The following is a 12,667-nucleotide window of genomic DNA, read 5'->3' on the forward strand; positions in this document are numbered from 1 at the left end:
CGATCGATATGCGGCTATCGTGTAGCTCAGTGATGGCCTAGGGGGCATGACTGGTCGGGCGAGCGGGGACTTAGGTGGCCACTTTCCTGCAGGATGCGATGATCAGTCGGCTCGTCGCATTCGTCGCTGACGTCAGATAGCCGTAACCTATCACATTTTGGATGCGCTTAGCTGGATCATTCTCAGCGGCGCGGCATAAAGTGCCTGAATGACGAGCCAGACCATACAGTGGTTTTGGATAACGTACAAAAAGCCATGGAGAGGTGAGTAAATGTCGGCACAATCGGCGCAGATTCCCCAGCACGTCTCACGCGATGTCGTTCGAGATATCGACATTTTCAACATCCAGTCTGTCGACCCCGACATTCATCAGGCATGGCGCACGATCCAAAGCGAAAGTCCCGCGCTGATCTACAGCCCATTGTACGGCGGCCACTGGATTCCGATGCGGGCGCATGTGATCGAGCGCGTGATGAGCGATCACGAGGTCTTCATCAACGGCGGCTTGTGGGTTCCACCCAACCCGGAAGGCATGAAGCCGCAAATCCCGATTCAGGCGGATGGCGCGCTGCATCGCGCCTATCGCTCTTTGATCATGCCATTTCTGATCGGCAAGCCGCTGCGCGCCGCGATCGAAGGCGCACGGGAACTGGCCATCGAACTTATCGAAAGTTTTCGCGAAAACGGCGAATGCGACTTTGCGGTCGATTTTGCCCAGCACCTCCCGATCGAGGTGTTCCTGCGGCTTGTCGAATTGCCTTCAGACGACCGCCTGTTGTTATCGTCGCTCGCCGAGGTCGTCCGCATGCCCGATCCCGTCCAGAAGCTGGCGGCTTACGCGCAGATGGAGGAATATGTCGGCCGGCAGGTCGATAAAAGGCTGGCCAATCCTGGCGATGACATGATCAGCAAGATCGCGACGGGAACCGTGCTCGGCCGTCCGTTGACTCGAGAGGAGATCATCGGCGAATGTACCCAGGTTCTCGTCGGCGGGCTGGATACCGTGGCGTCGATGATGGGCTTTATCGCCGCGCACTTGGCTGTGAACGTCGAACTGCGCCACCGCCTGACGGCGCAGCCTGAATTGATCGAGAAGCGGATCGATGAAATCATTCGCCGCTTCGGCGTTGCCGGCCCGGCCCGTCAGGCCGCGCAGGACATCGAGTTCGACGGTATTCATATCAAGGCTGGCGACACCTTATTCCTAGCGACCGCCTTGCACGGGCTGGACGACAGCCGTTGGGAGGATCCCATGACCGTCAATCTCGATCGATCGGCGACTGGTACGGATTACCAGACGTTCGGCAGCGGACCGCATCGTTGCCCCGGCGCGGCGCTGGCGCGCAGTGAAATCATTTTGTTCCTGGAAGAATGGCTAAAGCGCATCCCGGATTTCTCGCTAGTTCCTGGCAAGCCGATGGTCGCGGCATCGGGCAGTGTCACCGGCGTGCTCTCGCTGCCGCTGAAGTGGGACGTCTGACGCGGGAAAAGCCCCGCGGCGCTAAAGCATGAATGGGGAGAGGGCGCTACCCCTCTCCCAATCGCCTGATATCGGGTGGAATTCGTGGGGATCGAAGGGTGGAAAACAGAGTTCCCGCAAAGAGGGACTTGTCGCCGCAGATCGCAGCTCCACCGTCATAGGGCCAGATCAGCCGCACGGCGTCATGCGTGGTTGGGGCCCGATCACATCTGCCTCGAAGGATCGATGATCTAGGTCGGCAGGAGGGCGGTGGGTTCGGCCGTCAGGCGGTACACCGCCGGTCTGCGCGCACCTCCTCGTTCCCCATCGCGACGCTCATCCCGCGATGTCGCTCATGACAGCGGCGATGCCTGCCCGAGCGCAAGCCAGATCCTGCTCTTGCGATGCTCCGGATACACCGATGGCGCCCGCGATCCGCCCATCGACGATCAGCGGGATACCGCCTTCGAATGGCAGCATCCGGGGCAGGTTCGCCAAGGCTAAGTTACTCGCGCTGACCGACGCGAGGATTTCAGTCGGCATCCCGAAGCCGACAGCGCATTCGGCCTTGCGCCGCGCAATCTCTATGGACGAGACGGGAGCTCCGCTACCGCGTTCGACCAGCAGGATCTCGCTTCCCGCATCCAGCACGACCACGACAATCGCGCAGCTTTGCCGTTCAGCTTCGCTGAAGGCAGCCCCCGCGATCGCGCGCGCTGCGGCGATGGTCAGCTGCGGAACGGTTTCGATCATGCCAGGCATCGGTTTGTCTCCTTGTGCCATCAACCGACCAGATTCATCACGTCATGGTCAAGCATGGCCGCGCCGAAACGCGCGGTATACGCTGTGTTGATCGCCTCGGTCTGAAAGCGGATTTCGTTGATGAGGAAGATGAAAAAGCCATAGCCGATATACTGGCGATACCGCAGCCAAGCCAATTCACGATCGTGCCTGATTCCTTTTTGCGCGAGGGCATCCAGGTAAAAATCGAGCAATTCGCGCTCCCACCCCGCGCGGTCGGCGATGTCGAGCGCGCCGGTGATATGATAGGCAACTTCGTTGAAAGGCGATGCGACGGAGGGCTGGGAGTCGAGAAAACCCGGCGTACCGTCCGCCTCGACATAAAGGTTGCCCAAGTGGGTATCGCCATGGATCACGCATTGTGCGTCGTTTGCTTCGATCGTGTTGTAGGCGCTCAGGGCGCGGCGCATCCAATCGCGATCATGGAGCCGGACCGAGATCGCCGCACCGCGCGGGCTTTCGCAATAATGCCGCCAGACCTCTTCGCTCAGATACCGCTCGGCATAGACCATCGACCAGTCGGTGAAGCGGCGCGGCACCCAGTCCCAACCCCGGCCTTGCGGAGTCACCTTCGGGTCGTACCAGGATGCCGCATGGAAGCGTGCCAGCGCCGCGAGCCTTTTCTCGACCGCAGCGCGTGTCTCGGGCTGTTGGGCATGCAGGAAGGTCACTCCCGAAGCGACAAGGTCTTCCATGATGACGATTGACTGATGGCTGCCCGGATCAGAGCCGGCGTACCAGCAGCGCGGCGTATTGATCGGCAGGTGGGGCGCGATGCGCGAGTAGAAGTCGATCTCGTTGCGATACATCTCCTTCATCTTCGGGCTGTGGTCCTCAAACCCGCCCTTGACGATGAGCGTGGGCGGCAAGATGTCACTCTCCACCGCGACTCTGATCTTGGTGGAAGTGCCCAGGATTACGTCGACCACGCGCGCGGTGCTGACGTTGCAGCCCGTGGCGGCAGCGAGCCACGCGGCATCGACTTCTTCGGGACGCACGGGCAGGGGCAGTGCAGTTTTCGCCATGAATATCCTCTCCCGCCGTGCAGTCACTTTTCGGCGCGGTCCGAAAGGATGCAATGTTGTGCGTAGCAGCACAATGCGACGTTGCAGTTAACTCATAGGCGATGGCGACACAGTCGTTGACCCACGAGCGTCGCATCTCCACCAGATCGATGATGACGGCGATAAAAGCCCTCGCCCCCTTGTATCGCCGCGGCCGTTGGGCTTCATTGCCGGCATGGAGAGAACAATACTGGTTACCGGAGCCGCTTCCGGCATGGGAAAGGCGCTTTGCGCGCATCTTCGCGGCAAGGGCCACACCGCCATCGGCGTCGATTTGCGCGACACGGACATCGTGGCCGATCTTGGCACTCGTAAAGGCCGCGAGCATATGGCGGCAGAGGCGCAGCGCTTGATATCCGGCGGGGTTTCGGGGACGCTGGACGGTGTTGTTGCGGCGGCGGGCGTCTCGCAGGTCAGCGCCAAGTTGACCGGTGCGGTCAACTATTACGGCGCAATCGCCACTCTTGAAGGATTGCGCCCGCTCTTGGCACAATCCAAGTCACCGCGCGCCGTACTGATAACGTCCACCGCAACGTTCCTTGAAATAGATGCCGAGTTTTTGGCTCTTCTTCAATCGGGTGATGAGGACAAGCTGGCCACAAGCACTGCGGTGTTCGATGGTGGCGACTATTCCGCAAGCAAGTTTGCAGTGGCGCAGTGGCTACGGCGGGCAGCCACGTCGGCCGAGTGGGCCGGCGCGGGCATCCTGCTCAACGCGATCGGACCAGGCCGCATCCGCACGCCGATGATAGAACCGATTTTGGCGACGGAGGAAGGCCGCGCGATGCTGGCCCAGGCCACACCGATCGCGCTCGATCGGCCTTATGGCGAAGCGATCGACATTGCGGAGGCTGCATCGTTCCTGTTGGAAGTGGAAACCAGCTTTATCGTTGGCCAGATTCTCTACGTCGATGGAGGGACAGACGCGATCATGCGTCCGGAGCGTGTCTAGGGCTCGGCGTTGGCTTGATCTGGCTTGAAGGCCAACCCTCTCGCGCTGCATGGCGTGGATGTTATCTAGAATCACCCCGGAAGCGACGTTCTGCTTCCGGGGTTTAGTACGATAGGGCTATGCCCTTTAGCTTGGATCGAACGTAACGTGCAGGTGGTGCGGCACGCGCATCATCGCGCCCTTGAGCTGCGCGGGGGGCATGTCCGGATCGGCCTTGAGGTTGGGCAGACGGTCCAGGATGGCATTGATCGCGCGGGTCATCTCTACGCGGGCCAAGTGTTGCCCGATGCAGATGTGCGGTCCACCAGAGAACGACAAGTGGCGGTTCGCGTTCGGGCGGCGGATATCGAACACATCAGGATTATCAAACTTGGCGGGATCGCGGTTGGCGGAACCCGCCATGACATGGATCAGCGAACCTGCCGGGATATGCGTTCCGAAAAAGTCGATGTCGGTGGTGGTCCAGCGTGATTGCTCCAGCACCGGTCCGTCAAAGCGCAGAGCTTCCTCGATGGCGTTGGGCAACAGCGAGCGATCCTGGCGCAGCGCTTCCATCTGGTCAGGGTGCTTTAGCAAATTCGCCAGCAGCACGCTGGTGCCGCGGTACGTGGTATCTCCGGCTGCATTGATCAGCTGACGGAAGAAGGACACAAGTACGTCTTCCGGCAGATACTCGCCATCCACTTCTGTCTGAACCAGAAGGCTCACCAGATCGTCACCGGGATTGGCGCGTCGCTGCGCTATCAGGCGGGGGAAGAACTCGCCCAACTTGTCGGATGCTTCGACGCCCTTGTCCCTCATGACTGACACCAGGGTTTGCGTTACCGCAAGCTTGTGGAAGATCTTTCCTTCCTCTGGCGGCAGATCAAGCTGCTTGTAGATCACGCCGAACGGGTAGAGCAGGGTGAACTGGTTGACCAAATCGGCCTTGCCTTCGTGAATGAAGGTTTCCAGCAGCTCGTTCACTACGGGATCGACGACCGAGCCGCCCCATTCCTTCACGTATTGGGGCAGGAAGACCTTTTGGAAGATGCGGCGAAACCGGCCATGTTCTGGCGCATCCATCGTCGAGACAGAGCGCCCGAAACATGCGCCAAGGTTGTACATGTAAGATTGATTGCTGAAGACGGAAGGTGTCAGCAGCGCCTTGCTGCAAGCCTCGTAGCTCATCAGCATGTAATGAGGCGCGTCTGCCGGGAACGTGATGTCCGGGCCCAGACCCATGACGGTGCGGTAATCCGCCTTGAGGACGGGGCCTTTCTCGCGCATTTCAGCGAGAAATGGATAGGGGTCGTCATGCGCGCCGAACAGGAGCGACTCCTCCATGAAGGGACTGAAGGTCGCGTCTTCCAGATCGCGCAACTTCGGCAGCACCGTCATCTCATTCTCCAATCAAAACTTCGGTCACCCATGTAGCCCCGCCCCCGAAATAAGCAAGCGGACGCTACATAGCGGTGCGGCCTCCATCACATCCTTGCACAGTTTCGAAAGACAGGTCAGCCTTGCCACTGCGGTATATCAAACCTTGCCCCGTCAAGTTCTAGGGTAACCACGACCTGACAAGACAGACGGCTGTTTTCCCGCGCTTCCAACACGCAGTCCAGCATTTCTTGCTCATTGGCAGACGGCTCTGGCAGGCTGCCAGACTCGGGGAGGGTGACATAGCAATGGCAGGTCAGGCAGGTCATGCTGCCACCGCATTCTGCGATGATGCCTTCCACTCCGGCATTCCGGGCAGAGCGCATGACGGTCTCACCAAGGCGGGCATCGACCTCGCGGGTTTGACCGTCAAATTCTACAAAAGTAAGTCTTGGCAACGAGTGGTGCTCATCTGTTCACGTTTACGGAGCGGCTGACGGCTTCATCGTGAAGCCGTTGCCAGATCTTAGCGTCCTCTCCATACCGGTTTGCGCTTTTCATTGAAAGCAGCGACCGCCTCGCGATAATCCTCCGTCGCGTTGGTAACGATCTGCGTTGGGTTTTCCACGTCCAGCGCGGCGTCCAGGCTCGTAGCATCGAGATTGCGCCGCATGATGCGCTTCGTGTGCCAAGTGGAGAACGGCGCGTTTTCCAGAATGGCCACGGCCTGGGCGATCGCGGCGTCTTGCAGTTCTTCGGGCTCGACGCATCTGGTGATGAGTCCCGTTGCCAGGGCTTCCTGGGCATCGATCGGTCGGCCGGTCAACATCACTTCGAATGCCCGCCCCGGACCGATCCAGCGCGGAAGCCAGTAGCTGATGCTGCTCTCTCCGGCAGACAATCCTATCTTCACCGCACCGATCAGAAAGCGCGTGGCGGGCGTGCCGATGCGGATATCGGCACCCACAGCGATCGCCATCCCCGCACCCACCGCTGCGCCGTTTACCGCGCAGATGATCGGTTGCGGAGCCCGTGCCATGCGTTGTGACATTGAGCCGAACCGCGTTTGGCTGGCATACCGGGTGACGATGGTGCTGCCGCCCGGTTCCATCCGCTCGGCCGCCTTCTTCATGTCTTGCCCGGAGCAGAAGCCGCGGCCATTACCCGTGATGATGACTGCGCGCGTCTGGGTATCCTCGACCAGCGAATCGAGGATGTCATTCAACTTATTCACGACCTCGTAGGTCAGGGCGTTCATTCGTTCGGGGCGATTGAGCGTCAGCCGTAGAATTTCAGGGTGCGGGCGATCCACCAGAAGGGCGTCAGCTTCATCCATCCGGATATCCTCTCAGATCAAGCGGTCGAGGCAATACCATTTGCCAGAGTTTGGGCACGCGATCGCCAGGCCGATGCAGGATGGCTCGGCGATCGCTGTGGGATAATGACCTTGGCCGTCTTGCTCAATCGCCGTTGAAGCTGGGTTTGCGCTTTTCAATGAAGGCGTTCACGGCTTCCTCGTGGTCCTTGCTGAAGCTGGAAATTGCTTCGAACCAGACGCTGGCGTCCAGCATGCCTTCCAGCTGGCGGCGCAGGGGAAGATTGATCGCCTGCTTCGTCAGGTTGATCGCCACGCTGGCCCCCGCTGCAAGGCGGTCGGCCATACCGAAAGCGACTTCATCCAATTGGTCACGCGGTACCGCGCGGTTGATCAGGCCCATCGCCGCCGCATCCTGAGACAAAACAGGATCGCCGGTGAGCAAATATTCCCGGGCGCGCATGTAACCGATCAACTGCGGCCAGATCAGTGCCCCGCCATCGCCCGCCGCATAGCCAACCGCTACGTGCGGATCGCCGATCTTCACGCCCTCGACCGCGTAGCAAAGGTCGGAGAACAGCGCCAAAGTCGCGCCGAGGCCAATGGCATGGCCGTTCACGCGTGCAATCAATGGCTTTTCCAGGCGCAGCAGCGCTTCCAACATTCGGCGCGCCTCAATAAAGCCGTGGATCGTGCCGTGATTGTCTGTCAGCAATCGCTTCATCTCATGAATATCGCCACCAGCGGAAAACGCCTTTTCACCACCACCGGTCAACACGATGACCTTTACGTCCGGGTCCGCGTTCACGTCTGTCAGCACGCGGCGCAGATCATCGTGCATCGCGCCTTCGAAGGGATTTGTCGGCGGGTTGTCCAGGGTGATGACAAGGACGCCATTGTCGCGCCGGTCCAGCTTCAGGGCGGTTACATAATCGTACATCGCGCTCAGTCCTCGATCTTGAGAGCAGGCCGTGCCACACAAATCCAGGCGGCGGGCCTCGTCGGTTTCAATTCACGGTTTGTAGTGACACGGGTGCCGCCCACAACGAAATCGGCAATCGCATTTCGGCTGTCCTTATCATCAGGGCGATGCCTGCACCGGTACCGCAGGTTTCCCCGATCTTGGTGGGGGTGAAACCGCCGGTCACTTCTCCTGCGGCGTAAAGACCGTCAATCCTCGCGCCGAACTGGTCGAGCGCTTGGGCCTCGGTGTCGACTTCGCCTGTAATCATCGCGTTATAACGCGCGACCGTTTCCTCCAATGCCATTCCGTCCAGACCGACCGAGCCGGCAATCTGTGAAATGCTATCCGCCTGCCGCACGATGCCAAGGTTCAGCGCGGCGCGGAAGTTCAAGTTGAAGGGAATTTCCTGTGCTTGCGCCATCGTATCCTCGTCAAAGACCTGAAACGCGATTCCGTCCCGCTGACGAAGGCATGCACCACCGATCTCCTCGTAGGAAAGCAATTCGTTGACGAACCGCTGCGAACCCAGGTTCAGGGCGAGCGCTCCCCGCCGCTGGCGATGATCACGCTGCGCGCAGTATGAGCCTTGCCGCGGGCGTGAACGATCCAGCTTTGAGCATCGCGCTCCAGGCGTTCGGCCCCGATCTGATCGCAACGGGTGAGGCCGTCCATGCGTAGTCAGCGCGGCTTACAGCGCGCTCATCGCCTGGGCGGGATCGCATGCATGGCGGCGGGGAATGCCCTGACCCCCGCTGAGCTGGACCCGCTCGTACTCACGCCGTGGCGACATAACCACTCGTAGGTGTCGAGCTGACATTCGGCAAAGCGATCCACGAATGCGCGACCGTTGCGCCCGTTACGGGCGCGCAGCCGGTCTGCAGCCAGGCGATCCGCGCTGTCCTTGTAACCGGCGGCGCATTGCAGATCGGTGCCGGCAAACGAGAACTAGCCGGCGGATTGCCCGGTGCTGCCCGCTGCGACATGCTGTCAGCATGGATCGCCAATGCGATCCTGCGCGCCCCGATGTGGCTCAGCCTTGCGTCTGCCGTGCCGCCGCCGCAAGCGTTTTGTCCAAACACCAAAGGCGCGACGAGGCTTATGGAAAATCCTTCCCTGTACCATCGGTTTCAACAGGCTGCTGCGATCTACGCCGATCATATCAGCATCCGTTTCGCGGGGCAGGACTGGACCTATTGCGACTTGGAGAAGGCAAGCCGCGAGGTGGCCGCGTCCCTGATCGCGCTTGGCATCGAACATGGGGATCGCATCGGCATCTGGGGTGTGAACAGCGCCGAATGGGTGATCGCGGCGCTGGGCATCCAGGCCGCGGGCGGTGTGCTGATCCCGATCGGCACGCGCCTGCGGGGACGGGAAGCGGGTGACATCCTGCGCGATGCAAAGGCACGCCTCGTTTTTACCGATCGCGGCTTTGGTGAATACAGCTACGTCGAAGCGCTTGGCGCGCAGGATTTGCCGGCAGTCGAGCATATCGTCGTGCTTGGGGAAACGGGCGGGTCAACAGGCGATCGAGTGCTATCGCTGAATGCATTGCGCAACTGGTCTGACTGCGCCGACGACGCTGCCGTGGATGCCAGGATCGCGCAAGGCTCCGGCGACGATCTGGCGGACATCATCTTCACGTCCGGCACCACCGGACGCCCCAAGGGCGTGTTGATGACGCAGCGGCAGAGCCTGATCGCCTGTGATATTCAGGCCGCAGAGGTCAACGGCTTCAACTCGGACGATGTCTTCGGCGTAACCTATCCTTTCGCACATAACGCGGGATATCGCGCGGGCTGGCAGGTATCCTTGCTGTATGGCGTGCGCATTCTGCCGGTCAGCAGCTTTGATGCGGGCGATCTGCTTCGCATGATCGAGCGTGAGCGGGTCACGATGCTGCCAACGGTTCCGGTTATCGCCCAGGCACTTATCGATCACCCCGATCGTAAGAAGACCGATCTGTCCAGCCTGCGTATCGTTTCCACCGGCGGTACCACTGTCCCCGTGCGTTTGATCGAGGATATGCTGGTCAGCTTCGGCAAGAATACCATGATCCAGACCGGTTATGGCCTGACCGAGACCGCGGGCTCGGTTACGACCACCGGCAAGGGTGATGGCCCCGAAGTCATTGCCCAGACGGTCGGCCATATCCTGAGCAATATGGAGATGAAGATCGTCGGGCCCGATCAAGCGGAGGTGCCGATCGGCGAACCGGGCGAAGTCGCGGTTCGCGGCCCGCAAGTGACGCTGGGCTACCTCGACAACCCGGAAGCGACGGCAAAAGCCTTTACGCAAGACGGGTTCCTGCTGACCGGTGACGCCGGCTGGATCGACGAGGCAGGCAATTTGCACATCACCGATCGCATCAAGGATATGTATCTGTGCGGTGGCTTCAATTGCTATCCGGCCGAGATCGAGCGCGTGATGAGCATGATGCCGGGTATTTCCCAAGTCGCTGTCATCGGTGTCGATGATACGCGCCTTGGCCAGGTGGGCCGGGCTTTCGTCGTGCCAGTCGCCCATCACGATCTGACGGAAGCCGAAATCATTACCTGGTGCCGGGAAGAGTTGGCCAATTACAAAGTGCCGCGCTCGGTCCGCATAGTGGACAGCCTGCCGCTCAACGCCACTGGCAAGGTCATCAAGGCCGACCTGCGCGCGATGGCGTGAGGAGAGGCAAAGGCGGGAGTGGGCCAGCCCCGCTCCCGCTACCCATCATTTCGCGTCAGGCAACGACCAGAACGCGATGATCGCGCGCAATGTAGCAGTCAGTGCCAGCGGTTGATCGACCATGATGTGGTGGTACGCTTCCGGTATCTCGATGAAGATACTGTCAGAGCGCATGTTCGCTCGCTGCAACGCAAAGTCAGCGCGCGTTGCGATCGGAGAGTGCTCCCCACGGATAAAGGCGAGCGGACATAACGATCGCCGCGCTTCATCCCAGGTGTTTTCGAATTCGATCTTATGAAAGAAATCCGGATCGAAGCACCACGTCCAGGCACCATGACGTTTGACTATGCCGCCTCGCGCGATCGCGTCCAGGATATAGAGTTCGCCGCTGGGTTGATCTGGCGATAGCCGAAAGCGGGTTATGGCATCCGCGATCGTTTCATATTCCCGGTGGCGATAGGGTGGTGGGTTGCCACCAATTTCCAGACCGGGGAGAATGAACGAGTCGACAAAGACCGTGCCTGCAAATTTCTCTCCGTGATCTCCAGCGACGATGGAAGCGGCTTTGCCACCAAAACTGTGCGAGATGAGTACGGGTTTTACAGGTCCATCGAACATGCTCAACGCTTCGGCGACGCCCATGGCTTCACGTGCCATCTGCGTGGTCGAGTACTTATCCCGCCACTGCGAGCCACCCATACCCGCGAAAGACATGGCAATGACGTGATGATCTTTCGACAGCAAAGGCGCGACGGGGTTCCACCAACGGGCATGGGCCATGGACCCATGCAGCAGCAGAACCGGCGGTGCTTTGGGATCACCCCACGAAAGAGCCTCGATCTCGGCGCCATCCACAGCAATACGATGCTCGATGACGGGCAGTGCCATCGCCTCGTCGAACCATGCCGGGGCTTCTGGCTTTCGGCCCTCCAGGGGAGCGAGGAGGCGCGGCAATTTGCCCCATTTGTCGAGACCCACACGCTGAAGGCCGGTTTCTGCTTCGCTCAAAGTGAAGCCAGCCGTCGTTCGTAAAAGGCAGCGTCGCCGTACAGTTTTTCGAGGACCATCTGGTAGCGGTAATGATGGCTGACGTCGTATTCATCGGTGATGCCATAACCGCCGTGAAGCTGGATCGCCTGCCGCGCGACGATCTGATAGGCCTCGGAAATGTTGATCCTTGCCAGCGAGATCGCGCGGGCGCGTTCCTCGGCGGATGCGTCGATCGTCGAGAGGGCAAAGTACAGGATCGATCGTGCCTGATGGGTCGCGACGAACATATCGGCCATGATGTGCTGCAACGCCTGGAACTTGCCGATGGGCTGGCCGAACTGCTGCCGTTCCTTGAGATAGCCGGAACACAGCGCCAGGTCTGCTTCCATCGAGCCAACCATCTGTGCCGCATAGGCGACACGGCCGTGATCCAGGGCCTTCGCCAGCAGATCGCGCGCCGTGTTGCCGCGGGCCAAAACTACGCCACCCTCTACGCCGTCAAAGCGGATGTCGGCCGCGCGGCTACCATCGTAGAGCGGGTAGGGCGACTGTTCCGTCCCCGCCGCATCAACCGGTACGAGAACGAGCACCAGTTCATCGCCTTCATTGGCCGACACGATGAGGTGGGTGGCGGAAGGTGCATCGATCACGACCATCTTCTGCCCGTTGAGCACCTGCCCATTGCCGCCCCCGGTCAGCGATGTGCCGCGCGGTTCGGAATAGTCGTAGCGATCGCCGATCTCGTCGTGCGCCAAGGCAATGCGTGCGCTGCCGCCGACAATCTCTTCGATGAGATCTGTTTGCACATCATCAGCGCCCGCGAGGATGATCGGCGCGACGACGGCGGTGCTGGTGAACGGTTGCGAAACGCAGCTGTATCCCAGCGCGGTGGCCAGTGCGGCGACATCCGCCATGCTGCCGCCCAGCCCGCCGAGATCTTCCGGTATCGCCAGGGCCAGCCATCCCAGCTCGGCGAATTTCTCCCAGGCATCGGTGTCAAGACCGTCCGGCGTCTCGCGCAGAGAGCGGCGATGTTCCAGCGTGAAGCGCTCTGACAGGTAGCGTTCGGCACTATCGAGCAGCATGCGCTGCA

The 12,667-nt window shown here is 60.5% G+C and carries 13 protein-coding genes; 3 read left to right on the forward strand and 10 right to left on the reverse strand.

The window, feature by feature from the left end:
• Positions 1–271: 271 nt before the first annotated feature.
• Complete coding sequence (locus tag ACHWRX_RS07005; protein WP_394658650.1) at positions 272–1,480, forward strand: cytochrome P450; 1,209 nt, start codon at positions 272–274, stop codon at positions 1,478–1,480.
• 315 nt (positions 1,481–1,795) lie between these two features.
• Here ACHWRX_RS07005 and ACHWRX_RS07010 read toward each other — a convergent pair whose 3' ends face one another.
• Together ACHWRX_RS07010 and ACHWRX_RS07015 are read right to left on the reverse strand one after the other, a co-directional pair.
• On the reverse strand, positions 1,796–2,221 hold the full coding sequence (locus tag ACHWRX_RS07010) for a heme-binding protein (protein ID WP_394658651.1): 426 nt from the start codon (positions 2,219–2,221) through the stop codon (positions 1,796–1,798).
• 20 nt (positions 2,222–2,241) lie between these two features.
• Positions 2,242–3,285: a phosphotransferase gene (locus ACHWRX_RS07015; protein WP_394658652.1), complete on the reverse strand. Its 1,044-nt coding sequence runs from the start codon at positions 3,283–3,285 to the stop codon at positions 2,242–2,244.
• Positions 3,286–3,499: 214 nt separating this feature from the next.
• On the opposite strand from ACHWRX_RS07015, the gene ACHWRX_RS07020 reads away from it, so the two are divergent.
• The gene (locus ACHWRX_RS07020) at positions 3,500–4,276 is read left to right on the forward strand and encodes an SDR family oxidoreductase (RefSeq protein WP_394658653.1); all 777 of its coding nucleotides are present in this window, start codon (positions 3,500–3,502) and stop codon (positions 4,274–4,276) included.
• A gap of 126 nt (positions 4,277–4,402) precedes the next feature.
• On the opposite strand, the gene ACHWRX_RS07025 is transcribed toward ACHWRX_RS07020, so the two are convergent.
• The 6 genes from ACHWRX_RS07025 to ACHWRX_RS07050 form a co-directional block, all read right to left on the reverse strand.
• Positions 4,403–5,656 carry a cytochrome P450 gene (locus tag ACHWRX_RS07025; protein ID WP_394658654.1) on the reverse strand — a complete coding sequence of 418 codons (1,254 nt, stop codon included), beginning with the start codon at positions 5,654–5,656 and terminating at the stop codon, positions 4,403–4,405.
• A gap of 116 nt (positions 5,657–5,772) precedes the next feature.
• The gene (locus ACHWRX_RS07030) at positions 5,773–6,093 is read right to left on the reverse strand and encodes a 2Fe-2S iron-sulfur cluster-binding protein (protein WP_394658655.1); all 321 of its coding nucleotides are present in this window, start codon (positions 6,091–6,093) and stop codon (positions 5,773–5,775) included.
• A 68-nt stretch (positions 6,094–6,161) separates the two neighbouring features.
• Positions 6,162–6,971: an enoyl-CoA hydratase/isomerase family protein gene (locus ACHWRX_RS07035; RefSeq protein ID WP_394658656.1), complete on the reverse strand. Its 810-nt coding sequence runs from the start codon at positions 6,969–6,971 to the stop codon at positions 6,162–6,164.
• Positions 6,972–7,095: 124 nt separating this feature from the next.
• A complete protein-coding gene (locus tag ACHWRX_RS07040) occupies positions 7,096–7,890 on the reverse strand; it encodes an enoyl-CoA hydratase/isomerase family protein (protein WP_058736603.1) in 795 nt (264 codons plus the stop codon).
• A gap of 67 nt (positions 7,891–7,957) precedes the next feature.
• Complete coding sequence (locus ACHWRX_RS07045) at positions 7,958–8,449, reverse strand: FAD-binding protein (protein WP_394658660.1); 492 nt, start codon at positions 8,447–8,449, stop codon at positions 7,958–7,960.
• Positions 8,446–8,586: a hypothetical protein gene (locus tag ACHWRX_RS07050; RefSeq protein ID WP_288486252.1), complete on the reverse strand. Its 141-nt coding sequence runs from the start codon at positions 8,584–8,586 to the stop codon at positions 8,446–8,448. Before ACHWRX_RS07050 ends, ACHWRX_RS07045 begins: the two co-directional genes overlap by 4 nt.
• Before the next feature lie 426 nt (positions 8,587–9,012).
• On the opposite strand from ACHWRX_RS07050, the gene ACHWRX_RS07055 reads away from it, so the two are divergent.
• Positions 9,013–10,584, forward strand: a complete 1,572-nt coding sequence (locus ACHWRX_RS07055; RefSeq protein ID WP_394658657.1) for an AMP-binding protein — start codon at positions 9,013–9,015, stop codon at positions 10,582–10,584.
• 45 nt (positions 10,585–10,629) lie between these two features.
• On the opposite strand, the gene ACHWRX_RS07060 is transcribed toward ACHWRX_RS07055, so the two are convergent.
• Complete coding sequence (locus ACHWRX_RS07060) at positions 10,630–11,592, reverse strand: alpha/beta fold hydrolase (RefSeq protein WP_394658658.1); 963 nt, start codon at positions 11,590–11,592, stop codon at positions 10,630–10,632.
• On the reverse strand, positions 11,589–12,667 hold a 1,079-nt coding region (locus tag ACHWRX_RS07065; protein WP_394658659.1), incomplete at its 5' end, for an acyl-CoA dehydrogenase family protein. The genes ACHWRX_RS07060 and ACHWRX_RS07065, both read right to left, overlap by 4 nt.

This window comes from uncultured Novosphingobium sp., from assembly GCF_964277725.1.
In the GTDB taxonomy this organism is placed as follows: domain Bacteria; phylum Pseudomonadota; class Alphaproteobacteria; order Sphingomonadales; family Sphingomonadaceae; genus Novosphingobium; species Novosphingobium fluoreni.